Raw genomic sequence first — 25,631 nt, 5'->3', positions numbered from 1 at the left:
AGTTTCTCTTGTTAACTCCTTTGAAACAAGCTCGGGAGAGCGAATAATGGAATTTTATTCCATTATTGAATGATAAAAATTTAACTTTGTACCAAACTATACCCAGATGCACAGTACAATAACCGTCAGACAGACAACACATTCGAGAATCGGGGAATTGGATTTTTCAAACATTCCATTCGGCAAAGTATTTTCTGATCACATGTTTGTTGCGGATTATGATGGTGTACAATGGAAAAATTTTGAAATTCGCCCATTAGAAAGAATTCCTCTACATCCGGCGACCATGGCATGGCATTACGGTCAGGCTATATTTGAGGGGATGAAGGCAGGTATCAGTGACGAAGGAGTGCCCCTGTTATACAGACCTCAAGACCACCTTCATAGACTCAATGCTTCTGCAAGAAGAATGTGTATGCCTGAGTTTCCTGAAGATATTTTTATTGAAGCTTTAGAACAGCTCGTTTATCTCGACAAAGCTTGGATTCCTCAAGAAGCAGAAAGTGCACTGTATATCAGACCTGTGATGATGGCTACAGATGAATTTGTAGGTGTCAGGTCTTCAGATACTTTCAAAATGATGATTATGTGCCTTCCTTCAGGACCTTATTACAATAAACCCATAGGATTGTTGGTAGAAGAGCATTTTGTGCGTGCGGCTGAAGGCGGAGTGGGTGAAGCAAAAGCAGCCGGAAACTATGGCGCCAGTCTCTACCCTGCCAAAATAGCAAAAGAAAAAGGCTACGATCAAGTGATGTGGATGGATGCCAAGGAATTCAAGTATATTCAGGAAGTAGGTACCATGAACATATTTTTTGTACTAGATGACCTGATCCTGACTCCAAATCTAAGCGGAACAATTTTAAAAGGCATCACTCGTGATTCTATCATTACTTTACTCAAAGATGAAGGTTACCGAGTAGAGGAGCGTCCTGTAAGTATGGAAGAAATCGAAAAAGCCTATGATTCAGGTAAGCTTAAAGAGGTATTTGGTTCAGGGACAGCCGCAGTAGTGGCTCAAGTTGCCAAAATCGGATACAACGGAAGGGATCTGGTCTTAGATCTCAACACAAACAAAGTATCTACTCATATGAAGCATCTGATCAACCAAATACGTAAAGGCAGAATTACTGACAAGCACCATTGGATCAGCCCGATCAAATTGCCAGCTTTAGTCTAACCTTTAAAAACTTTAGTCTGGGCTTAAGTTCCTGTAAAAAGCATTACCATTTACTTTTCTGCCAATTGAAATAGCAATCATCTATACCGTTTTAATATTTTATATTAACTATTTTTATAATACGTTATCTTTGCCTTAATCATTTTACTCAAAGCTCATGAGCCAAAATCATCAATATACTGAAGCCAATATCCGATCCCTAGACTGGAAAGAGCACATTCGTCTTCGGCCAGGTATGTATATCGGAAAACTTGGAGATGGCAGTACTATTGATGATGGTATTTACATTTTACTCAAAGAAGTGATTGACAATAGCATTGATGAGTACGTAATGGGCTATGGGAAAGATGTCGATATTGAAATTAAAGACGGTACAGTTACAGTAAGAGATTACGGTCGCGGCATACCATTGGGTAAAGTCATCGATTGTGTTTCTCAAATCAATACAGGTGGAAAATATGATAGCAAAGCATTCAAAAAATCTGTTGGTCTCAATGGTGTTGGTACCAAAGCAGTAAATGCATTATCCGAATACTTTAAAGTGAGTTCAGTACGAGACGGTCAAGAAAAATCCGCGGAATTCGAATATGGTAATTTAACAAATGACCATCGTCTTAAAAAAACGAATGAGACAAATGGCACAACGATATGCTTTAAACCGGATTCAAAAATTTTCCAAAAATTCAAATTTTTCCAGGAGTATGTTGAAAGCCGAATCTGGCATTATGCCTACCTGAATGCCGGGCTAAAAATCCATTTTAATGGTAAAACTTATTTGTCCCGCAATGGATTAAAAGACATGTTAGACAAAAAAACGGAAGGCGAACATCTCAATTATCCGATAATCCATCTCAAAGGCGAAGATATCGAAGTAGTGATCACGCACGGAACTCAATATGGAGAAAATTATTATAGCTTTGTCAATGGTCAATTCACTTCACAAGGAGGAACACATTTGAATTATTTTCGAGAAGCCATTGTTAAAACAATTCGTGATTTCTACAAGAAAGACTACGATTCAAAAGATGTGCATACCAGCATCATTGGTGCCATTTCAGTAAGAATCGAAGAACCGGTATTTGAATCCCAAACTAAAACCAAACTTGGATCTACTACTATTTCTCCTGAAGGATCTTCTCTTCGATCATTTATTGTAGATTTTGTATGCAAAGAACTGGATAATTATTTACACCAAAATCCTGATACGGCAAAAGAACTGCAATCAAAAATTTTACAATCCGAACGCGAAAGAAAAGAAATAGCAGGTATTAAAAAACTTGCAAACCAACGCGCTAAAAAAGCAAATCTTCACAACAAAAAGCTCAGAGATTGCAGAATTCATCTCACTGATTCGAAAGCTAAGCCTGAGATCAAAGACAATACGATGCTTTTCATCACAGAAGGAGATTCTGCAAGCGGTTCTATAACTAAATCCCGCAATGTCGAAAACCAGGCAGTTTTTAGTTTGAGAGGAAAGCCTCTGAACTGCTTCGGAATGAGTAAAAAAATAGTATATGAAAATGAAGAGCTAAATTTATTACAACATGCGCTCGATATAGAAGACGGCATTGAAAATTTAAGATACAATAAAGTCATCATTGCCACAGATGCAGATGTAGATGGAATGCATATCAGACTCCTTTTATTGACATTTTTCCTACAGTTTTTTCCGGAACTCGTCCGCAATGGCCATCTCTTTATTTTGGATACACCTTTATTCAGAGTGCGCGATAAAAAGCAGACCTTTTATTGCTATAGCGAGAAAGAAAAAAAATCTGCTGTTCAAAGACTTCGAGGAAAAGCTGAAATTACGAGATTCAAAGGTCTTGGAGAAATATCTCCGGATGAGTTTGGAACATTTATTGGAGAAAATATCAAATTGGATCCGGTCATACTAGGAGAAAATTCCCATATCGAAAATATATTGGAATATTATATGGGAAAAAATACTTCCGAAAGACAAGAATTTATAATCTCAAGTTTACGCACAAATATCGATCAGCTCAAACCTGAAGATGAAGCAGAAATCCTAGATCAAATAGAAGAGGAAGTGGAAGAAGAACTTGCGGTCTAATCCGAAATCAATAAATTGAGGATTCTGACACTAAATTAATATTGAGTAGTAATTTGTTCAAATAATTGAAGTTTATCCACATCCGAAAACACCCTGATCACCCGACCAAAATAACCGGAGTGTAAAAGTTCTATTTTCACCATTCGATATTTACCTATCGGTCTTGAAGAGAATTGTTTTACCTGTGCAAAAGGAATTTTTATAGTTTGAATAAAATTTGTCACATATAAATTTTCCTGATCATACTCCACCCTCTTGAGTTTCATGCAATAAAAATAAATCAGGATAAGGAACAACAAAAAAAGGACAAGCAATCCAATGCGAATAAACCAAACAGTTCCCATAGCAAACTCTTCAGAATCCACAAGCCACATGCTAGCAGTAAACGAACCAAAAAAGACAAAATAAAAAACCGGGACAAAAATGACCAATATAATAGTTGCAGAAGATGAAAGTCGATTCATAAAGGTCATTCAGCCTTGGGATAATACTTCTTTGCTATGAAAATACTCATTTCATACAAGAATAAAAGTGGGATAGTCACGATGATCATCGAAGATACATCAGGCGGAGTTATAATAGCCGCGACAATCGTAATAACCACAATTGCATGCCTTCGATATGTTCTCATGAACTGATCACTCATTATACCTAACCTTGCAAGAAAATAAACCAAAACGGGCAACTCAAACACTGCTCCTGTGGACAATGTAAACATTGTCATATTGTCTACTATTGATGTGAGTGTAGCAGTATTTTCTACCCGAGAACTTACATCATAAGATGCTAAAAAACTTACAGAAAAAGGAGCAATGACATAAAATCCAAATAAAATACCTGATATGAAAAGTAAAGTACAAGCTGCAATGATACCTGTAGTTGCATCTATTTCCTTTTGATATAAACCAGGTTTGATAAATTTCCAAAGTTCGTACAGACAAAAAGGAAAGGTTATTATAATTCCTATGAAAAAACTCACTTTCAGGTGGACAGTGAGTTGTTCGCTCAACTCTCTTGTGATAATTTTGATATTGCCCGGGTCAAAGCAGGTAAATTCGGATAATCCACAGAAAAAACGATAAGTGATAAACTCTTTGTTGAGTGGTGCCAAAATAATAGAATCAAACACAAACTTCTTCTGCAAAAAAACGATCACTGTTCCTATGGTAATGTACAATGCGATTCTAAACAAATGCTTTCTCAGGGCATCAAAATGGTCCAGGAAGCTCATTTCAGCCGCTTCATTTGGGTCGTTAGGCTTTCTGACCTTGGAAAAAAGAGATAACATGCTTGATAGTCCAGACAATAAGCAAGTATAACGCATGGCGATAAGACTGGTTCATTCAGTTCCAGTGTTTAGGCTGCTGTCATTGTAAGTATTTTAGACTAACTTTGCAGTATGATGAAGAATTGGCTTGTGATGGCTGTTTTGGGCTGTTTTGCATCTGTCTTACCGGGACAAAGGCAGCTCATTTTTGAATTTGATAACTGTTCTCTTAGCTCCTCTTCCGGAATCGCACTTACCACAAATTCTACTCCGAATTGTCTATGTGGGATCGAAGGCGATGCAATTTCCATTAGTGGGCAGCAAATTACATGGCCTCAAATAGTAGATAGTTTTTTCAAAAAAGACTATAGTGTTTGCTTTTCAGTCAGACTTTCCAATCCATCCGGATTCTTAGACCTTCTCTCTAAATCAGCCCGATGTAATGCGGACACATCCTTGGATTTTACATACAGAAGTATTGATTCAGTATTTATTTTCACAGCTCGGGAGGGATTTTCAAAGACTGTCAGCTTAGCTGCTAAAGCTGATTTCAACCGCTGTTGGCAACAGATTTGTATGACTAAGACAGGAGGACTTTGGAGGCTTTATCTCAACAACCGATTAGCTAACCAAACCACAACAAATGAGGAAATCCGCGTAGACAACGGCCAGCCTCTCCGTTGGAATCAATCGCCCTGCCAATCTACCGTATTGAGTCCATCTTTTGGAAAAATCGATAAATTTCTGCTTGCAGATTACGGTTTGAACTTTGACGAGGTAATGGATTTTTATGTTGACGATCAACGTATTTTTACACCCGATACTCTAATATTGAAAGGTGATCCTATTGTCTTAAGGGCTGGAAACAATTGTCCGGGATCAACACAGTGGACACCTATTATTGACTTGGATGATCCCAGTTCTTTGACGACCACAGGTACACCTCAACAAACCACCACTTATAGCCTAAGAATGGTGAGTTCCGAAGGTTGTGTCACTTCAGATACCGTATTGGTAAGGGTAGTCGATCCTTCAGCAATTGAATGTGATAAATTACTGTTGCCGACAGCATTCACCCCCAATGGTGATGGTCTCAATGAAACATTTGGAATCAGCAATTTTTACCTCGTAGAGAAATTGGAATACTTCGATATTATTAACAAAAACGGTGGGATCATGGCATCTTTCAGCTCTGCTACTGATCAATGGAATGGTTACTGGAAAGGGAAAATAGCTGAACCTGGAAATTACTTCTACAGAGTGTCTTACCAATGTCAAAATAAAGAATATACCAGGCAGGGTTCTTTTTTTCTTTTGCGATGATACAATCTTTCTGATTTGATTCCCAATTTCCATTATTATGTCAACAGCTTACAACGCTTTACCTTAATCCTGACATTTGCCTTTATTTTCAATGACAATTTACTCTTCTCACAACTAAAAATAGACTCAGCATCAGAAAGCAAGTTGCATTTCACAGCTCATCGCCGTTCTTGTCTAGATTTTGTTGCGCCTACTTTGACCTTGGGATTAGGCACAAGTTGGCTTTTTAGTCGCAATGTGCGAGAACTAGATATTCTGACAAATAAACAATGGAAGGGCTCTAACCACACCGATTTTCACATTGAGGATTATTTACAATATTCACCCACAACATTGCTTTTACTGCCTGATCGAGTTGGCATAAACTATCTCCACCCATACTACCAAAGGTTCATTTATACATTAGGCACTATAAGCTTAAGCGTTGGTGTCACTCATGCCATTAAGGCTCTCCAACTCAGACAACGTCCGGACCAAAGCGACTCCAAATCTTTTCCCTCAGGGCATACTTCATTTGCATTTGCAACAGCAGACCTAGTCTATTTGGAAACTCGGCACAATACAAAATGGATAGGGATATGCGTATATACTGCTGCGACAACGGTAGGATTTCTGCGAATTCGGCATGAGAAGCATTGGCTTACTGACGTCGTTGCAGGAGCCGGAATTGGGATTTTAACCAACCGTACGTCTTTCTACTTGCTGAAGAAAATGAAAAAGCAGCCAAATAGGTGGAATGAGCAAATGTTTTGACTATTAAAATCCCAGACAAATAGTTCAATAAGGCAAATTAACTCAAATCTCAATCTTCAAAGATCGCTTTTCTACCATCTCATCGTACGATCGTCAAATCTCCTCTATAGACTATTTTGAAGCCATCCTTGAATTTGACTCCAGCTACATAAGCAAAAACTCCCGGATTAACTTTCTGGCCATGTACCTCGCCATTCCATAAATTTGCTGTCCCTGAACTGATATCCGGATTTTCAATGTAATACACTTGATTTCCCCAGCGATCAAAAATCTCAACGTATTCTACCTTGGTGACACCTGTGCCCGTGTATATCGTAAATCCATCATTAACTCCATCATCGTTTGGTGAGATCACATTAGGCGCAAAAAATTCCCTTCTGTTTTCTACTATTACCAGCACTTCATCACTTGCCAGACATCCATTTTCATCGATGACGGTGAGGATATACTTAGTAGTTACACTTGGGTCCACAAAACTAACTGAACTCTGAGGGTCCTTAACATAAGTCACAGGAGTCCAAATGATTGTATCCAGCAAAGAGCTGGAGTTGACCTGTCCATCTAATCTCACACTATCTCCCAATTGGATGGTTTCCTGATCTTTGGTGAAATTGACTGACAGAGCATTCACAGGATCAGGTACAACTATTGTTGTATCTGTAAAACAATTGTTCGCATCATATACCCTGATACTGTATGTTCCCGGGTCTAGGCCTACAAGATCAGCTAAAGGATGTGGCGCTCCACCGTTTATGGTAAATCTGAAGTTTGATCCACTTCCACCAAATGCCTGTAAAACTGTAAAATCCACTTTATCACCTTCACATTTTGGTTCATCTATCTGAGGATAGACACCTTGTATTTCAGATGGTTCTTTTATTGTATAACTGGCTTCACCTGTGCAGTTATTTTTATCAGTGACTATCAACCTATATGTGCCACCTCCCAGATCTGTCAAGATCGAATCTTTACCTACATTGGGAATCCATTGAAAACTACCATTTCCACCATTTCCTCCGTTCCAAATAGTTACTATTTTACCATCCTTGGCGCCAAAGCAACTGATATCCTTCGAAGCTCCGGCGATGACATCTACTCGAATGGAGTCAGGTTGTCTTAACCGTACTGAATCGACATGCATACACCCGTTTTGATCGATTACTGTAAAGTAATAGCTGCCTTCCTTCAGTCCATTTACTGTGGGTCCTCGTCTGGAATCTGCCCAAACATAAGTCAGGGTTCCGACACCACCTGTAGCACCAATAGTCGCGGTTCCATCTGAGTATCCGTAACAACTTGGTGGAACTATACTGACTTTGGTCGCATCTAGTTTAATCTCAGGTGGAGCGTTCATTTTAAAGTCCAAAGTATCACTGCATTGACCATTCGACACGATCACGTACTGATCGCCTGCACACAACATGCGCGCTGTGTCCACGTTGGAGAAGGATTTTTCTCCTGAGGACCAGACCACAGTGTAGTTTGGATGTATGCCGGTAGCATTGACTATAGCCCTTCCATCACAGGTCTGTTGTTCAAAACAACTTGGGTCACTGGTACCACTGACTTGAATATTGATATGTGGAGGATCTGTAATCATAAAGGTGTCTATGATAGCGGGACATGGGCCGTTATCTTCAAGGAAAAGGATATAATTTCCTGCTCCCAAATTTGAATTCACCTGACTTCTGGCACCATTACTCCAGTTATAATTATAAGGGGTTTGTCCTCCACTTGGAAATACAATGATTACTCCATCTTTACTTCCAGGACAGGTAGGAGGTCGTATTGTCACGGAATCCAGAATAATTCCGGCTGAAGTTGAAATCAATCTCGTGGAGGCAGTGTCCGAACACCCGTTGCTATCCGTGATAGTTACAGAATAAACACCTGTACCCAAATTACAAATCTTCGACATAAAACCTGTTGGGCTCCAACTAAACAGATTCACAGGTACAGAGCCGTTGGTATATAAAACTTCCACACAACCATCCTTCGCGTTTGGACAAGACACATCAACATTATTAAATCCGGTAATCACTGGCATCATCGGCGTGGTAATAAGGAAAGACTTTGTTGCAGTACATAAATTAGCATCCGAAACGGTAACATTGTAAGTCCCAGGAGGCAAAGCAGATATAGAATTGTTGGTATTACCATTATAATCCCAAAAATATTTATAACCGGCAGTTCCTCCAACTCCGTTTACAGACAAATATCCATCGTTGCCCGGTACACAGCTGACTTCCAAATCAATACTATCATCTTGTATTTGGAGTGGTGGGGGTTCTAGTACTTTTATAGTATCATAGATTGTACAATTAGAACTGTCCCTTAGTTCTAATCGATACGTTCCTGCTCTTAAGTTCGGACTGGTATAATCTGCCTGATTTGCATTGCCTCCCGGTATAATAGTACCTGTCAGGTTATCGTACAATGTAAAATTGATTGGCAGTTTGAGGCCACCTCGAGATGTGGCATATGCCTGAAAAGACCCGTCATTGCCTCCAAAACAACTGACATCAACCACAATGGCTGAATCCATTAAGGAGTTTGCAGCGCTCACGATATCAAACCATACGATAGATTTACATTTCAGTTTATCTTCTACTATGACAAACTGCCTACCTGCTGGCAATGCTGAATTTCTGCATGCAGTATCCATTGCGCAGTTGGCCGAGGTGTTCTTGTCCCATGAAAAATTGTATCTGTTTCCGGAACCCGGGAATGGATCACCTCCTGAAGCTCGCACGCTGACTGCCCCATCATTCAAGCGACAGCTTTCATCATTTTCTACGACAAGATCAACTTTGATGGAATCTTTTTGAAGCGTAAAATCCTGAGTAACAGTACAACCCAAACTATCCTGAACACAGAGAGTATAATTCCCAATGCCAAGATTTCTAATGGTAGACACACCGTATATGTTTACCGGTTTCCATCCAACCAATAGGGGTCCAATACCACCACTTACCCTCACACCAATACGTCCATCCTGAGTATTCCAGCAAGTGGGATTTCGTGTCTGGTTAAAAGATATTGTGTCATTTGTAATCACTATGGTTGGAGCAATAGGCACCGTCACATTAATGATAGTATCCAGGCCATTTATATCCGTTACGTGTAATGTATAATTGCCCGATGGAAGATTGGTGTATTTTAATGGATCACCGGCAACTTTAATGGTGTCTTTGCGCATAGGTGGGCCACTAAAATCAACTATATAGGGAGCAGTCCCTCCCCAAGAACTAAGAGAAATAATTCCGGTATTGTTCGTTGAACCACACACATCAACCAGAGCGCACATGTCTGAAGGAACCTGGATTTTTATCACACGAGTCGGATCTTCTTGCCTTACACACATTTCCACATCATTACTACCCTGCTTTTGAATTGCTTCAATGCTTGCAGGGAAGTTCGATAAAAACAAGCTCGTGCATTCACCGGGTTTGCCAACTGCTTGGAAGCATAGTTCAAACAAGGTTGTTCCATCAGGAACAGATTGACCTTTTGCATTTATATCATCCCATAAGAAAATTAAAGCTTTTTTTAAGGTATCATTTCTTATCAAACCAGGATCTAGATTTACAAGATTGGTGTACACATTTTGAACTCTCTCCAAGCTTACTACAGTTGGATCATATCCAATAGAAAATTGTAGCGATTGCATATTGACAAAATTTTTCACTCTTACGGCTATACATATTTCACCGCCTTTTGTGACACTTTTGGTTTCAATATCCAATATCAAACATGAGTCAGTTTGTGATAATAGCGGCGCACCCGCTAACATTATACACAATACAATAAAATTCTTCATCCGTAAAACCGATTGAGTAAAAAACGATATGTCTTCAAAGCATTTTCCCGAAAAGCAGCCCCAAAGATATGAGAATAACTTATAATATGAAACAGGAATCCGATTGATTTTCAAACGCTATCAAGGTAGTTTCATTGTATTCGGTTGCAAGTTAATTCATAATTTGATTAATATTAACTACCTGAGATCCCTTTTCTGAAAGGTAAATTTGGTCTATCCAATCCGGACTCATACTGTAAGGAATGTAAGATAAATCAACATCAGGCTTGGAAATCAAAAAAGAAGCATGTTTGCCGGGTGTGATACTTCCCAGTTGGTCAGACCATTCCAGTGCATATGCGGCATTGATTGTAAGTCCTGAAAGCGCTTCTTCAGGCAACAATCTCATTTTTATACAGGATAAAGAGAAAGCTTGATTCATGTCACATGAGGGAGCAGTTCCCGGGTTAAAATCCGTAGCTATTGCTACTCCAAGACCTTTATCGATCATATTTCGAGCCGGTGGCATCTCGAGATTCATAAAATGCGCCGCAATCGGTAACACTACAGGAATAGTATTAGACTCAGACAACATATTCAACTCTTCGTCATTCAATACCTCTAAATGATCTACAGACAGTGCATTCCGCCTGATCGCAAGCCCTATACCACCACTATGAGTGAACTGATTGGTGTGAATTCGTGGCTTCATACCATACTTGGTAGCTTGCTCCAGAATCAAATCAGTTTCTTCAACCGAAAAAAACTTGTCCTCACAAAAGACATCACAATAATCAGCAAGTTCTTCCTCCTGGATAATGGGCATAATGCGCTCTGTCAGCAAAGCGAGATAAGTGCGATGATCTTGTTTATAAGCTTCAGGGTACGCATGGGCCCCGAGGAAAGTAGATCGTATCGGAATGGATGAATCTAGCTTCAATCTTTTGATCACTCTCATTATTTTGAGTTCGGATTCAAGACTTAAGCCATAACCTGATTTGATTTCGATACCCACTGTACCATTGCGAATGCATTGTTGTAATCTGGATTTGGCCAATTCATAAAGCTGATCTTCGCTCATTGCTCCCAATCGGGCAGCAGACTGGAGTATACCTCCTCCACGGGCTGCTATTTCTTGATAGCTCAGACCTTTTATTTTATCGACAAACTCTTCATTTCGCCAGGTACCAAATACAAGATGAGTGTGACAGTCAACATATCCGGGGATCACTATACGCCTGCTGGCATCAATGATATGCGAAATGTCAGGAAGCATCCTGAGATCTTTCATCAAACCAACCTCGGCAATCCTACCGGATTGAATGTAGATGTAGGCATCTTCCAATACAGGAAGCTCAGCCATCTTTTTTCCTTTTAAAAAAGCCAATGGTGCCTCGTGAGCACCATACGCTTTTTTGATATTTTTTATAAGTGTGAGCATTATCGGATTGAATTTGCGCCCGGAAAGTTCAGCTTACGGATCAATCTCTTCGTTTAATTTTTGCAGTAATTTCAGAATCTTTCAGATAACTGATAAAAAGTTGCGCCTCTTCCTCCGTTTCAAAAGAACCCATACTCACCTTGTATTGAGGGTTTCCCTGCTCATCAAAATCCTGTTCAATTTCACTATTCTGCTTGAATTTTAGGTCCCATTTTTCGGCCATCTGAACTGCTTCATCCATAGTAGCATATAGTCCGGCTTCGATGTAGAAAGCGCCACGAACGAATACAAATTCTTCAGTATCAGAAATCATGTCCTCCACTATCTGTTCATGGATTGGCTTCTCCATTTCTTCTGAGTCAAGGTTTGACGTCGTGTAATTCTGTCCATTGGCATTTGCTATCAATTTTGCTTCCATTTCGTCCTGCGGTTTGATTTGGTCTACAGGCTCCTTATTCTTTTCCGGTATTTGAACTTCGGCTTTAGTTTCTTCTTCGATAAAAGGCACAATTTGTCTATTTGACATTTCATTTTTTATCCATCCTGTCAATACCTCGAGGGTCATTGATTCTTCTTTACGGCCCAAGTTCTGTCCTTGAGGGTCCAATAATATGGTTGTAGGCAACAAACTCACGTCATAGATTAATTTAAGAGTAATCCCATCGAGATCATCTACATCCACTTTCAATATGATCAGATTTTGTTTTGCAAATCCATGGAATGACTCTTCATTGTAAACAGTCTTCTCCATCCATCTGCAAGGCAAACACCATTTGGCAGTAAAATCCAACAACAAGATCTTATTGCTAGCTTTGGCTTGGAGCTGTGCTGCTTCAAAACTACCTTCAAAAAAGATGGTAGAATCAGCTCGTAATACCGTCGATAATACTGAAGTGAGTATCGCTATTTGGAAGGATTTTCGAATGAGTTGAACGGCTGAGTATTTCATTATTTTCAGTTTGAACTAAATTGTCCAAAACTTGTACCAAAAATTAAATTTTCTATTATATTATATTATTTAAAATATGTTTTATTTTGTATATCATATCATTATACTTTATAAAAATATTTAATATTTTTAAATTCTTTTTTAAAGAATCCGATGTGGGGCGTATCTTTGATGGCAAATGCCTCACACCTTATGGCCAGACAACTCGCAGCAATAAAGGGAATCCAAGGATATGTACCAGAGTATGTATTGACTAATGCAGAATTGGAAAAGATGGTGAACACCAACGATGAGTGGATTACCAGCAGGACAGGGATAAAAGAGAGAAGACTCATCAAAGGGACGGGAAAGGCTGCCTCGGACATGGGTAAAATCATGGTGGAAAAGCTGCTTCAAAAAACGAATACCTCCCCTCAAGATATCGAGCTGGTCATCTGCTGTACAATCACCGGTGACATGGTCTTTCCGGACACTGCCAACACCATTTGTCACAAAGCCGGAATCAAAAACGCTTTTGCATTTGATATCAACGCAGCCTGTTCAGGTTTTCTATTCGGGCTAACAACAGGTGCAAAATTCATAGAAGCAGGGACTCACAAAAAAGTCATCGTAATCGGTATGGATGTGATGTCATCCATCATCGACTATGAGGATCGCGCAACTTGCATCATATTCGGCGATGGAGGAGGAGCAGTCCTCCTGGAACAGGCAGAAGAAGCTTTCGGTATCATCGACAGCGTTTTCCATGGAGATGGTTCCGGTAGAGAATATCTACATATGAAAGCAGGCGGATCTCTCAAACCACCTTCGCTGGAGACCATTCAAAACAAAGAGCACTACGTTTATCAGGAAGGCAAGGCTGTATTTAAATCAGCCATCAATGGAATGGTAGACACTATTCAGGAAGTGTGTAAGAGAAACTTTCTCAAAACAGATGAAATCGATTGGCTGGTACCTCATCAAGCAAACATTCGCATCATCAATGGCGTCGCTGAAACCCTTAATTTTGATAAGCAAAAAGTAATGATCAACATAGAAAAATATGGAAACACGACTTCCGGAACATTACCTCTGTGCCTTTGGGAATGGGAACCTAAATTAAAAAAAGGAGATAAAATAGTTCTCTCTGCTTTTGGAGGTGGATTTACCTGGGGATCTACTTACCTGCGTTGGGCTTATAATTCATAAAGGACCTCTGCACTGATGTCACACAAACTACAAGAGATACTGAAAATACAGCATCCGGTGATCATGGCCCCCATGTTTCTGGTGTCTAACGTCGCCATGTCTTTGGCTGCAATCGAAGCCGGCATAGCCCCTTGTATACCAGCTCTCAATTATAGATCCATCGAAGAGTTTAAATCCGCTTTAGATAAACTCGCAGCAACAGCTAAGTCTTATGGTATCAATCTGATCGTCAATCAATCAAATATTAAACTCAAAGATCAACTTCAAGCATGCCTTGATTATAAAGTTCCCTTTATCATCACTTCCCTTGGCAGTCCCAAAGTCGTTATAGAGAAAGCGCGGCCACTTGGGATCAAAGTTTTTTGCGATGTATCCGATCTTGAATACGCAAAGAAGGCAGCTGCTCTTGGACCGGACGCGCTAATAGCCGTAACAAACCTTGCAGGTGGACATGCAGGTCAATTAGCGCCCGAACAATTTATACCCGCCCTCGTGAAAGCATTCCCAAACCTCCCTATAATTTCAGCGGGTGGAGTATATAACCGATCTCACATTGATAAAATGTTGTCTCTCGGCGCCTGTGGGGTTTCTGTTGGAAGCATATTTATTGCTTCAATTGAATCTCCTGTAAACCAAGAATATAAGCAAGCATGCGTAGAATACGGTGCAAAGGATATCGTGATGACCACCAAACTTAGCGGTGTGCCTTGTAGTGTAATCAATACTCCTTATGTCAGGGAAATAGGCCTGAACCAAAATTGGATAGAACGTCTGGTATCAAAGAACAAATGGTTGAAGAAATATCTGAAAATGATCATCTATAAGCAAGGAATGGAAAAACTAAAACGCTCAGCTTTTCAAGCGACATACCAAAATGTGTGGTGCGCAGGTCCTAGCATCGAAGGCGTTCATGCCATAAGACCTGTCAAAGAAATCATTGCAGAACTCTTGAGCTCTTAATCCTAAATATTTCCATTCCAAAAATTTTCTCCGTTTCGAAAAGTTAGCTTCAAGTATTTTTACTTGATCATTTTAATTTCATCGACAAAAATCCATGGTTTATCGCCTGCCCCTACATGCCATGAAGGTACTTGACCGATAGAGTTTAGTTTTAATTCAAGCAATCTCACTCCCGCATCTATCGGAATCTCAAATTCATGTACAAAAGCTTGTTCAGTTTGTTGTGAATGTGGATTACTCACGCTTTTCCAAGAAGAAATACTTCCGGAAACCGATGATCTGTAATCAACTGAGGCAGGTAAGAAAATCCATGCTCTCTGGTTCTGAAGACATCTTACAAAACATTTTTTATAGTGCATGGATGTGTCTAGTTTTAATTCTATCTCAACATTGGAACCTTGATAACCCTGCCAATATCCATCATGGAAATCTAAAGAGCCTTGCATGCCATCGATTAAGGCAACTTCTCCACCTGCAGAATAATGATTGGCATAAGCTGTTTTCAATTTTAATTCAACACCATTTGGCAATGGTTTAAAAGCAGCTTTCAATAATGCACTGCAATTTTCAGTCCCTCTGATACAATTTCGAAAATAAATATCTGAGGCCTCCTTGATCACAAAAGGAGTTCGCGCAATTTTTTCTTCTGCTTGAATGGAATTGAGTCTGTACTTTATTTCAGTTGGCTCGGATTGACCCATAGCTCGAAAACTGACTAATGTGCTATCTTCAAATACCTGATTTCCTAAAAAAACCATTGGCGCAAAAATGAATCGATGTGGATGAATGGATCCTGGAATACATGGACTGATTTTTATAGCCTTTTCATCGCTACCCATTTCATAAACAATTTCGTCTCCAAAATTGATCGACAAACACGAATTTGTGGAATATCCGTTCACTTTGCAAATGGATAAATAATTATTCCCTTGCTCTTTTAATTTTTTAAAATGAATTGGTTTTTTATCAGGAATTTTAATCCAAAATTCATCAAACATGGGATAGCCAAGTATATACTTTTTTTCCAGAGGATTGACAGGATAAAAACCCATGGAGCTGAATACATACCAAGCTGACATTTGGCCGCAGTCTTCATTGCCGCACAATCCATCAGCTGCAGATGTATATAATTCTGTCATAATTTTTTTACAGAGAGTTTGTGTTTTAGCAGGTTTCCCTGTAAAGTTATACAGGTATGCTACATGATGTGATGGTTCGTTACCGTGGGCATACTGACCGATTAATCCGGTTATATCGGACTGGTCTCTTCCTGACATTGTTGATGATCGTCCAAACAAAGAATCCAATTTTCTTTCAGTCATTTTTTCTCCGCCAAAGAGATCCATGATTCCTTTGATATCATGATGTGCACCAAATAAATATTGCCAGGCATTGGCCTCCGTATAATGTTGGTTTACTTCTTCTGGCACAAAAGCAGAAACAAATTTTTGATTTAACCTTGCTTGAAAAAAACCAGATAGCGGATTGAATAGATTTTTATAATTCAACGAAAAAGTGTTTGCTCTGATCACTTCATCTTCTGAAGCACCGGCGATCTCAGCAATTACAGCCAATGCCCGGTAGTCCAAACTATTCTCTATCGTTTTGGATACTGACTCACCTTCATTCTCTGCGCTCAACATGCCGTTTCTGAAATTTTCTTGCCCGCAAAAATTATTCTCAAATAAAGTTTTCTTACAGGCTTTATAGAGTCTTTGTATTTGCTCCTCCGTGTAATCTTCTCTTCCATGGTTGAGTGCGTTGGCAATGACCGGAATTGAATGACTTCCGATCATACAAAATGTTTCATTCGCAGATAACTCCCATACGGGAAGTCTGCCAACTTCATCACTCATTCCGAGCATGCTGATCACAAATGCTTTATTGTATTCAGGATAAAGTAATTGATACAATGGGTGTGCTGCACGATAGGTGTCCCACAAAGAAAAAACAGTATATCTAGGCGCCTCAGCACTTCCGGTATGGATTTTCATGTCCATTCCTCTAAACCGGTTATCCACATCTTGAAACAAACATGGAGCCATAAGACAATGGTAAAGTGAGGTATAAAAAATCTTTTTATTGTTTTCACTTTGATCTTTGATACTTACCCTTTGGAGCATCTCTTCCCATTTGGAAACGGCTGCTTTTCTGGCTGTTTCAAACCTAAAATTAATCCATTCTTTTTCCAGATTCTTTTTTGCCCCGGCTTCATCTACGGCCGAAATCGCTGTCTGCAAAACCAATTTTCTCTTGCCTTTTAGATCAAAGTACAAAATTACTTTGCTACTATCCTCGTTGAATTCATGTCTCAAAATGGGAAGAGAAAGTTTTGTTCTAAAATACACATGTTGCTCTTTTGCCCAGGCTCTTGAAATACGACTACCTCCAATTTCACCAGAATTGTAAATGCTCAAGTTATGAGCAACCAACTTGTCTCGATGACTCAAATCAATGATGATCCACCCTTGATCAGAATTTTTAAATGTGTATTGTTGAATCCCAGTTCTCGGGGTGACTGTCAGCTCGACTTCGATATCCGGTTTCGTTAGCAAACATCGATAATATCCTGCTTGACATTGTTCAGTGGATTTATCAAAAGGTGAACGGTAACCTTCGCTTCCATCGCTACCATTGTTGAATACTGCTTTTCCTACACCGGGCATGATCAATACATCAGCATAGTCAGGGACTCCGGTACCAGATAAATGCGTATGCGAAAAACCATAGACTATCGAGTCAGAATGATGATAAGCAGAACATCCATCCCAACCTTCCAATCTTGTATCAGGACTACATTGGACCATACCAAAAGGCCACGCTGCTCCCGGAAAAGTATGACCATGCGCGTCAGTACCAATTTTAGTATCAACATAGGGAGTAACTTGAGCACTTAAATAAGTGAAAGTTAAGCAGCAAACAATACCACCAAAGAAGAGCAGGCTTTTATTTAATTTCATCTTACAAATTTAACTCTTTCAGCAAAAGATTCATCACTTGAATCCGTAGCAAAATCGCGATAGAAGAGAATAGGCCGGAATAAGGCATTAAATTTGCAAGATTATGCTGACCTATTGGATTTTCAGGGCATTTGTTGGCCTATTCAGGCTTATTCCCTTTTCAATACTGTATCGGATTTCCGACGTGGTCAATTTTATCTTAATGGACCTTCTCGGTTACAGGAAAAAAGTGGTGACAAGCAACATGAAAAGATGTTTTCCGAACTGGAGCGATACTGAGCTTAAACACCATATTAAGTCCTCATATAAGAATTTGACAGACGTACTTCTAGAAGGAGTAAAAGGGCTTTCAATGAATGAGGACCAAGTAAGGCAGAGGTATATACCGGTGAATATGGATAGCTTTGAAAAATACCTCGCGTCAGGACAATCCCTCATGGTTGCAGCAGCTCATATTACCAACTGGGAATGGGGGGCGATGGCCTCCGGCTACTTATACCCAGGTAAAGTATGTGGCATTTATAAAGAAATTTCGAACACAAGAATCAACGATGCAGTAAAAGAAATCAGAGGTGCTTGCGGGATACAGCTAATTGGAACTAAAAACACGAGATTCATCCGTGAAATGATGACCGAAAATAAATTTTTCTTATTCGCTTCAGATCAAAGCCCTTCCAATACTAAGACAGCCTTTTGGGTCAATTTTTTTGGACAAGACACTCCATGTTTGAATGGTTTGGAAAAATACAGCCGCGAATTTTCGACACCGGTTTTCTATGCTGATGTAGAACGCATCTCGCGTGGAAAATATACATTTACTTTCCAACTCATGTGTGAAAGGCCTCAGGAGCTTAATCCCGGTGAACTTACTCAAATGTATATGTCAAGATTGGAAGCGGTAATCCGCAAGAATCCAGCCTGGTGGCTTTGGACCCACAAACGATGGAAACACCAACGAATCGCTTGATTTATACTATTGGTATAAAGTTGAACTCATTCCTTTTTCAAGGCAAGTGTAAACCAAAATGTACTACCCTTGCCGACGCTGCTTCTGACCCCAACTCTTTGGCCATGAGCTTCTATTATATGCTTGACAATAGATAAACCAAGGCCGGTACCTCCGACAGATCTATTCCTGTGTTTATCCACCCTGTAAAATCTTTCAAACAATCGTCTAAGATGTTGTTCCTCAATACCTGGACCATTGTCCGTGATTTCTACCAGAACATGGTCTTCCATTTTATAAAGACCCACATTGACAATTCCTCCTGAATTGCCATAATTGATGGCATTTCCTATCAGATTAATCAGCACATCAATGATCTTGTTCCGGTCAGCATATGCAAGGATAGCAGTATCACAGCCCTCTTTAAATCCACACCTGACTTGTTTTGTATCTGCACGCAAATCCATTGTATGAAAAACTTCTTTAACACAGGCATGAATATCAATATTCTCAAAATCAAACGTAAGTTCTCCGGATTCGTACTTCGTTATTTGAAGCAAATCATCTACAATCAACTGCAATCTATCAATGTTTTCTGCTGCTTTGGCCAGATACTTTTTTACGTGTTGTTGATCATTCAAATCACCATCCAGTAATGTTTCAATATAGCCCTGAGCATTAAAGATCGGCGTCTTCAATTCGTGAGAGACATTTCCGAGAAATTCCCGTCTATATTTTTCACTCTCTTGCAAGCGTTCCAGTTCTACTAATTGTGCATTTTCAAACTCCTCCACATCTTGTTGAATATAACCAATCAAATCTGTGCTGTTTATCACTTGCTTAGCCGCATTCTTTTTTCGGTCTCGTGTGATAATTTTGTAAAGAACCTTAATTTTCCTGTACAGGAATCGATCTATCAAATTAAAAACAAGCAAGTACAAAACAATAGAAAATATGATCCAAATCAAAATGTACTGCCATTGGCGAAAACGGCTTAAATCAAACGAATAATAAACTAATAGTGAGATCATGTTAAATACCAGAACACTTGCTGTGATCCACAAGCTCACTGACCTGATGGAAATATTCTTATTCTGAAAAAAATCGAGTTTCAATTCCAGGAATTCAATTTTTTGATTCAAATTTATATCCTACACCCTTCAGAGTTTTAATAAAATCATCGCCTATTTTTTCCCTCAATCTTCTGATATGAACATCAATTGATCTGTCTCCAACAATCACGTCATTGCCCCATACTTGTGAAAAAATTTCTTCGCGACTGAAAACCCTTCCCGGTTTGGATGCCAACAGATACAAAATACTGAATTCTTTTCTCGGCAATACAATATCTTCCTCATCCAGTTGAACCGAATGCTGTGATTTATTCATGATCAGTTGACCAAATCGGAGAATATTCTCGGGTTCAGAATTTTCAGTTCTTCGTAATATGGACTTGATGCGGCTGACCAAAAGTTTTGGTTTGATCGGTTTTGAAATATAATCATCTGCTCCATTATCCAGTGCCTGGATATGGCTGATATCTTCCTGCTTCGCGGTCAAAAAAATGATTTTAGAGTTTCGCAACTCAGGTAATTCTCTCAATTTGGAATAAGCCTCCATGCCATCCATCACAGGCATCATAAGATCTAATATGATCAAATCAGGTATGACACCTTGAACGATCTGCAAGGCGTCCTGACCATTTTGAGCCAAGATTACTTCAAATCCTTCGTGTCTAAGATTGAAAGAAAGAAAGTCCAAAACATCGGGTTCGTCATCGACGAGAAGTATCTTTTTCAAGGCTGACGATTTAGTAAAATACAATAAGTATGCGCAAAGATCGCCAGTAATTGGCAACTTTTCGAAACCTCTTTGTAAACAAATGGTTACTTTTTGCCGGACATCTGCAAAGAAGTAAATGAAAGTGACAGCATCGGGCTAAATATTGTCTAATGAAAGAAGTCATACTTAGTGGTGCCTTGATGATCAGTTTGATGCATGCCATCATTCCGAGCCATTGGTTGCCCATTTTGACCATCGGCAAAGCCTACAAGTGGTCTAAAAATGAAGTCATGAGACTGACATTCGGAGCAGGAATGGCCCACGTGTGCAGTACTATCTTGCTCGGATTATTGGCGAGTTTTCTGGGTGAAACTATGAAAGAGAGTTTCCATCAGTGGTTTGAGTGGCTCCTCCCTGTATCCCTGATTCTCTTTGGGCTTTATTTTCTTTACAGACACCACACCCACCATCATTTTGATTTGCATGCTGACCAAATCCAAAAAAACAATCACAATAAAAAAGCTGTCTTTTACTCTGTACTTGGTATGATGTTCCTTTCACCATGTATAGAAATCGTACCTTATTTCCTGATGGCAGGTAGCTATGGCTTTTCATTCTTGGTTATACTTTCACTTCTTTTTCTGGTGGTTTCTGTGGGTGGCATGATGATCTGGATGGCTGCCATGTACCATGGACTCAAGAAGCTAAACTGGCACAGGATAGAGCATAATGCAGGCTTGTTAACAGGACTGGTGCTCATCGTCAGTGGATTGTTGATGTACTTCTTTCACATGCACTGATTCTGGGGCAAACATTTAGCATTTAACTCAATGCGATATATCTTTGCTTTATACAATTACTGAAAATGAAAAAATTTATCTTGCTTTTCTGCTTAGCGTTTTCTGCATTTCTGTCAGCTCAGAAAACTGTCAAACAAGTTTTTGTGCTCAATGAAGGTTCTTTCAATTACAGCACTGGTCAAATCGAAGTACCTGTTTCCATTGGTGCTTTCAATCCAGCTTCGGGTCAGTACAGCAAGATATTTGAGATTCCAGGTGCCAGATTTGCTTCGGATATTCTTTTTGAAAATGGGCTAATTTGGGTTGCTGCTGACAAATTTCTTTCGGTCTTTGACACAAAGTCCGGTCAGATCATAAGACAAATTGAAATAGAGGGCATCAGGAAGATTGCTCTGACCAATGGTCTTGTCATTGTAACCAGAGGTGAATACAATAAATCATTGGATAGTTATATTCAAATTTATAATCAATATGACCTTAGCCTCAAAACAGAAATTCATAGCAATCAATTGGCTTACACTTGTGAAAATATTTTAATCAGGGATAATCAAGCTTACATCGCTGTAAACAACGGCTTCGTTTGGGGAGAAGAAGTAGGAAAATTGGCAGTAATTGATTTGGAACAATTGGAATTAGAGAAAATGATTGAATTGGGTCCAAATGCAAAAAATCCGGAAAATCTCATCGAAAAAAATGGAAGATTATATACGCTGAATAACAAAAACTACACCGGAAGTTCTATTTCAGAATTCAATCCATTGACAAATGAAATCCATACATTGGACTTACCGGGTATCACTTCGCTTTGTGGTACTTCTGCATTGGCAGGAGAGTCTATCTATTACCAGGAAGCCGGCAAAACACAGTTGGGAGCATATACAATTCCGAGCAGGACTGCCGCTCCATATGTGGACGCAGAGCGATCTTTTTACGGAATGACCGTGGAAGAAGAAAGTAATGACATATACGCTGCCGTGACAGATTACAAGACATTTGGTAAAGTATATGTGTACGACCATAATTTCCAAGAAAAGTATTCATTTGATGCAAGTGTTTCACCGGGAGATTTTGCATTTGAATATGCCGCAACCAACAATCAAAATGAATGGGTGATCCCGAAGTCGAGATGGTATGTTGCACAAGACGAATTCATATTGAAATCGGATGAAAATATGATTTCATACAAATTGATGGATCTTTCCGGAAATGAAATTGCAAGTCAACAAGTTGGTTCAAAAGAAATGAAAATGGATGTCGAAAACCTCAATTCAGGCTTATACTTATTGAAAATCAGCTGGAATTCGAATCGCACCCATCCTCTGAAAATTTTAATCCCATAGTTTTGGCCAAAAAATCAGTTCAGAAATATTACGTTGTTTGGCAGGGGATTGAACCCGGTATTTACTCTTCGTGGGCGGCTTGTCAAAACCAAATCAAAGGATACCAGAATGCTTTGTACAAATCTTATTTGACAAAAGCTGAAGCTGAGAAGGCTTATGAAGGAGGCTGGGAATCACCCCAAGGCAAACATACCACTCGTGTACTTGTCCAAGACTGGAGGGATCATGTACCTCAAGACTGTATTGCAGTAGATGCTGCCTGTGAGGGTAATCCCGGCAATATGGAATACCGCGGAGTAGACCTTGCGAGCGGTCAAGTCATCTTTCATGTTGGCCCCCTTGCTGAAGGGACGAATAACATTGGGGAGTTTCTGGCCATCGTGCACGCACTCGCATTGCTCAGTAAACAGAATAATACAAAAACCACCATAGTCACCGACAGTAAAACTGCCATTAGCTGGGTTCGACGAAAACTAGCCAATACAAAGCTAACTTGGAATTCCAGAAACGAGCCTGTCCGTCAATTATTGATTCGAGCTCAAAAATGGCTTCAAGAAAACCCCCACTATCCTAATCCTATCGTCAAATGGGAAACGGAAAAATGGGGTGAAATTCCGGCAGATTTTGGACGAAAATAATTTCTGCCAGATTTGAAACTTAAAGCAAACTAAATTTGATCGGCAACATGAAAGCTACTTTGACGGCTTGGCCATTATGTTTCCCGGGTTTCCAGTTTGGCATAGACCTCACAACTCTGACGGCTTCTTCATCGCATCCTCCACCAATACCTCTGGCCACTTGAACTTTCTCTATAGCTCCAACTTCTGAAACTTCGAAGGAAATGATTACTGTTCCTTCAATTCGGTTCTCTTTTGCGATAAGTGGATAATTCAGGTTTTTCCGGATATAATCACCCATCCCTTGAAGACCATTCGGAAATTCCGGCATTTCCGCAACAAATTTGTACACTTTACTTCCATCGGATTTAACAGCCTCGCCTCCGGTACTTTCATTCCCGGAAATTATTTTTCCCAAATTGCCTTCTTCAATTCCAACACCATTGCCTTCCTGAGGCAAGTTCGCAGTCTGAGTAGATATTTGCTTTTCTTGTAGCTCTTCAATAGTAGGAATGTTTGCTTCATGATCTATGTCGTCGTCCTCTTTTACAGGTGGCGCAACGTATTTGAGACTTTGTGCCTTGGGTTGTTGATTGGTTTTAATTTTTTGTTCCGGTTTTTTGTGAAAATTCGTATTATCAATAAATTCTATGATTGGATCCGCTACAACTACATTTTCAACAATTTTATCTCCCTCTATCCACTTGCGGATCACTGGTGTCATGATTCCAATAATAAAAATTAATATTCCAAAAAAAATTCCTTTAGCCATGTGATGTCCGTATTCTTGTCTGATAAAATACGCACCATACGATTTATTTCTGTTGTCAAAAATCAGATCATCCATTGATCCGACCACCGGTGAGAAATTAGCTAGATGATTCATATGCTTAGTTTTATTTATTACTTATGATATGGTGGGAACCACATTTACAATATGAACGATCTGGTATTCTACAATGCTGTTAAAAGAGTAATAATTTATTCCCAATTTTTTCTTAGAGTTCCTTCGTGAGTCAAATTGACTGCAAAATTTGAGTACATTCAGAATTGAAAATTTATTTATCGTGTTCATAGGCAGCCTTATTGAATCCACATTATTTAAATAAAAATGGCCGATACAAGGTATCGACCACAATTATAATCTATTAAAAACTAATTTTATTACAGCTGGAATGCTCGGTACAGCCTAAAAACCCCATATGCTACAAACAACACTCCGAGAATATATTGCCAAGGAGTTTGTAATATCCCTGAACCCAAAGCGATGAAAACACCACAACCGATATAAGCCAATGCTAAAACGATGTAAAATATTTTCAGTGAAGGATTCATGATCAAAATTGAGGCTTCTCTTACTCCAGCTTAAATTTAATCGGTAAGTTGAAGCTCACTTTAACAGCTTGACCATTGTGCTTACCCGGTTTCCAGTTAGGCATAGAGCGAACCACTCTGACCGCTTCTTCATCGCATCCTCCGCCAATTCCTCGGGCTACCTGTACTTTTTGGATGTCTCCGGATTTGGAAACTTCAAACGACACGATTACAGTACCTTCAATACCGTTCTCTTTAGCGATAGCAGGATACTTCATATTGGATTGGATATACTTCATCATGGCAGCCTGACCGTCAGGAAATTCCGGCATTTGCTCTACGAATTTAAATACTGCTTCTTCTTTTGGTTTTTCTTCTTCTACTACCGGTGGTGGTGGTGGTGGTTCAAGCAAAGAAGCATCTATTCCACCCTCTTCACCTTTTTTTGTTTCCGTAGCTATCTCTTTATCCTTGATTTCGTCAATGGTTGGCGGAGGTGGTTCCTCTTCCTTCACCTCTTCATCTTTCTTCACCTTTGGAGGGACAAATTTGATCTGATCCTTGATAGGTGGCGGATCCACTTTAGGTGGTGGTGGTGGTGGTGGTTTCTTAGGATCAATCGGTGGCGCATCTGCCAGCACGACCTCTTTCATCATTTCAACTTCCTTTTCTTTTGGAATCCAGCCTTTGATCATCTTAGTAATCATAGGAGCTGTGATTGCCAATATAAAGAGTAAAATCCCGATGATCGTACCTCTTGTCATGTGACTGGAGTAGATCTGGCGCAGAAGATAAGCACCATAGGACCTATTCCTTTGCTCAAAAATGAGATCATCCATTGATCTTGATTGAGCGGAAACAGCAAGCTTATTTTCCATACTTTGTATTTTTTGATCGTTCACCTGTCTGCTACAGGCACCTTTTGGTATAACGTGTAG

General features: G+C 39.5%; 21 protein-coding genes. 10 read left to right on the top strand and 11 right to left on the bottom strand.

Annotation, left to right across the window (positions count from 1 at the left end):
- Nucleotides 1–106: 106 nt before the first annotated feature.
- Nucleotides 107–1,180, top strand: coding sequence for a branched-chain amino acid aminotransferase (locus tag IPI99_06890; GenBank protein MBK7340238.1), 1,074 nt, complete (start codon nucleotides 107–109; stop codon nucleotides 1,178–1,180).
- Between the two features lie 157 nt (nucleotides 1,181–1,337).
- Nucleotides 1,338–3,254: a type IIA DNA topoisomerase subunit B gene (locus IPI99_06885; GenBank protein MBK7340237.1), complete on the top strand. Its 1,917-nt coding sequence runs from the start codon at nucleotides 1,338–1,340 to the stop codon at nucleotides 3,252–3,254.
- A 35-nt stretch (nucleotides 3,255–3,289) separates the two neighbouring features.
- Here the strand turns inward: IPI99_06885 and IPI99_06880 are convergent, their stop codons facing one another.
- Both IPI99_06880 and tatC read right to left on the bottom strand, forming a co-directional pair.
- Nucleotides 3,290–3,718: a hypothetical protein gene (locus IPI99_06880; GenBank protein MBK7340236.1), complete on the bottom strand. Its 429-nt coding sequence runs from the start codon at nucleotides 3,716–3,718 to the stop codon at nucleotides 3,290–3,292.
- Between the two features lie 5 nt (nucleotides 3,719–3,723).
- Nucleotides 3,724–4,542 carry a twin-arginine translocase subunit TatC gene (gene tatC, locus IPI99_06875; protein MBK7340235.1) on the bottom strand — a complete coding sequence of 273 codons (819 nt, stop codon included), beginning with the start codon at nucleotides 4,540–4,542 and terminating at the stop codon, nucleotides 3,724–3,726.
- 111 nt (nucleotides 4,543–4,653) lie between these two features.
- On the opposite strand from tatC, the gene IPI99_06870 reads away from it, so the two are divergent.
- The gene (locus IPI99_06870) at nucleotides 4,654–5,844 is read left to right on the top strand and encodes a gliding motility-associated C-terminal domain-containing protein (protein ID MBK7340234.1); all 1,191 of its coding nucleotides are present in this window, start codon (nucleotides 4,654–4,656) and stop codon (nucleotides 5,842–5,844) included.
- A 15-nt stretch (nucleotides 5,845–5,859) separates the two neighbouring features.
- Nucleotides 5,860–6,597, top strand: a complete 738-nt coding sequence (locus IPI99_06865) for a phosphatase PAP2 family protein (protein ID MBK7340233.1) — start codon at nucleotides 5,860–5,862, stop codon at nucleotides 6,595–6,597.
- 79 nt (nucleotides 6,598–6,676) lie between these two features.
- Here IPI99_06865 and IPI99_06860 read toward each other — a convergent pair whose 3' ends face one another.
- The 3 genes from IPI99_06860 to IPI99_06850 all read right to left on the bottom strand — a co-directional run bounded on the left by IPI99_06860 (nucleotide 6,677) and on the right by IPI99_06850 (nucleotide 12,786).
- A complete protein-coding gene (locus IPI99_06860; protein MBK7340232.1) occupies nucleotides 6,677–10,267 on the bottom strand; it encodes a gliding motility-associated C-terminal domain-containing protein in 3,591 nt (1,196 codons plus the stop codon).
- A 301-nt stretch (nucleotides 10,268–10,568) separates the two neighbouring features.
- Nucleotides 10,569–11,837 (bottom strand): imidazolonepropionase, encoded by a 1,269-nt coding sequence (locus IPI99_06855; GenBank protein MBK7340231.1) that lies wholly within the window; start codon nucleotides 11,835–11,837, stop codon nucleotides 10,569–10,571.
- Between the two features lie 40 nt (nucleotides 11,838–11,877).
- Complete coding sequence (locus IPI99_06850; GenBank protein MBK7340230.1) at nucleotides 11,878–12,786, bottom strand: thioredoxin family protein; 909 nt, start codon at nucleotides 12,784–12,786, stop codon at nucleotides 11,878–11,880.
- 192 nt (nucleotides 12,787–12,978) lie between these two features.
- On the opposite strand from IPI99_06850, the gene IPI99_06845 reads away from it, so the two are divergent.
- Both IPI99_06845 and IPI99_06840 read left to right on the top strand, forming a co-directional pair.
- Nucleotides 12,979–13,974: a ketoacyl-ACP synthase III gene (locus tag IPI99_06845; GenBank protein ID MBK7340229.1), complete on the top strand. Its 996-nt coding sequence runs from the start codon at nucleotides 12,979–12,981 to the stop codon at nucleotides 13,972–13,974.
- A 15-nt stretch (nucleotides 13,975–13,989) separates the two neighbouring features.
- On the top strand, nucleotides 13,990–14,934 hold the full coding sequence (locus IPI99_06840) for a nitronate monooxygenase (GenBank protein ID MBK7340228.1): 945 nt from the start codon (nucleotides 13,990–13,992) through the stop codon (nucleotides 14,932–14,934).
- Between the two features lie 59 nt (nucleotides 14,935–14,993).
- Here IPI99_06840 and IPI99_06835 read toward each other — a convergent pair whose 3' ends face one another.
- Nucleotides 14,994–17,894 carry a GH92 family glycosyl hydrolase gene (locus IPI99_06835; GenBank protein ID MBK7340227.1) on the bottom strand — a complete coding sequence of 967 codons (2,901 nt, stop codon included), beginning with the start codon at nucleotides 17,892–17,894 and terminating at the stop codon, nucleotides 14,994–14,996.
- 103 nt (nucleotides 17,895–17,997) lie between these two features.
- On the opposite strand from IPI99_06835, the gene IPI99_06830 reads away from it, so the two are divergent.
- On the top strand, nucleotides 17,998–18,861 hold the full coding sequence (locus tag IPI99_06830) for a lysophospholipid acyltransferase family protein (protein MBK7340226.1): 864 nt from the start codon (nucleotides 17,998–18,000) through the stop codon (nucleotides 18,859–18,861).
- Between the two features lie 26 nt (nucleotides 18,862–18,887).
- Here IPI99_06830 and IPI99_06825 read toward each other — a convergent pair whose 3' ends face one another.
- Both IPI99_06825 and IPI99_06820 read right to left on the bottom strand, forming a co-directional pair.
- Entirely contained in the window at nucleotides 18,888–19,982 is a 1,095-nt protein-coding gene (locus tag IPI99_06825) for a sensor histidine kinase (GenBank protein ID MBK7340225.1), read from the bottom strand.
- Nucleotides 19,966–20,640 carry a response regulator transcription factor gene (locus tag IPI99_06820; GenBank protein MBK7340224.1) on the bottom strand — a complete coding sequence of 225 codons (675 nt, stop codon included), beginning with the start codon at nucleotides 20,638–20,640 and terminating at the stop codon, nucleotides 19,966–19,968. Before IPI99_06820 ends, IPI99_06825 begins: the two co-directional genes overlap by 17 nt.
- Nucleotides 20,641–20,792: 152 nt before the next feature.
- On the opposite strand from IPI99_06820, the gene IPI99_06815 reads away from it, so the two are divergent.
- The 3 genes from IPI99_06815 to IPI99_06805 all read left to right on the top strand — a co-directional run bounded on the left by IPI99_06815 (nucleotide 20,793) and on the right by IPI99_06805 (nucleotide 23,400).
- The gene (locus IPI99_06815) at nucleotides 20,793–21,422 is read left to right on the top strand and encodes a hypothetical protein (protein ID MBK7340223.1); all 630 of its coding nucleotides are present in this window, start codon (nucleotides 20,793–20,795) and stop codon (nucleotides 21,420–21,422) included.
- Between the two features lie 65 nt (nucleotides 21,423–21,487).
- Complete coding sequence (locus tag IPI99_06810) at nucleotides 21,488–22,762, top strand: T9SS type A sorting domain-containing protein (GenBank protein ID MBK7340222.1); 1,275 nt, start codon at nucleotides 21,488–21,490, stop codon at nucleotides 22,760–22,762.
- Nucleotides 22,763–22,764: 2 nt separating this feature from the next.
- Nucleotides 22,765–23,400 carry a ribonuclease H family protein gene (locus IPI99_06805; GenBank protein MBK7340221.1) on the top strand — a complete coding sequence of 212 codons (636 nt, stop codon included), beginning with the start codon at nucleotides 22,765–22,767 and terminating at the stop codon, nucleotides 23,398–23,400.
- Between the two features lie 19 nt (nucleotides 23,401–23,419).
- Here IPI99_06805 and IPI99_06800 read toward each other — a convergent pair whose 3' ends face one another.
- The 3 genes from IPI99_06800 to IPI99_06790 form a co-directional block, all read right to left on the bottom strand.
- Nucleotides 23,420–24,265, bottom strand: coding sequence for a TonB family protein (locus IPI99_06800; protein ID MBK7340220.1), 846 nt, complete (start codon nucleotides 24,263–24,265; stop codon nucleotides 23,420–23,422).
- A 278-nt stretch (nucleotides 24,266–24,543) separates the two neighbouring features.
- Nucleotides 24,544–24,714, bottom strand: coding sequence for a hypothetical protein (locus IPI99_06795; protein MBK7340219.1), 171 nt, complete (start codon nucleotides 24,712–24,714; stop codon nucleotides 24,544–24,546).
- Nucleotides 24,715–24,734: 20 nt separating this feature from the next.
- On the bottom strand, nucleotides 24,735–25,571 hold the full coding sequence (locus IPI99_06790; protein MBK7340218.1) for an energy transducer TonB: 837 nt from the start codon (nucleotides 25,569–25,571) through the stop codon (nucleotides 24,735–24,737).
- Nucleotides 25,572–25,631 lie beyond the last annotated feature (60 nt).

The sequence above is a fragment of the Saprospiraceae bacterium genome (assembly GCA_016710235.1).
Lineage (GTDB): Bacteria > Bacteroidota > Bacteroidia > Chitinophagales > Saprospiraceae > Vicinibacter.
This window is presented reverse-complemented; position numbering and strand designations above follow the sequence as displayed.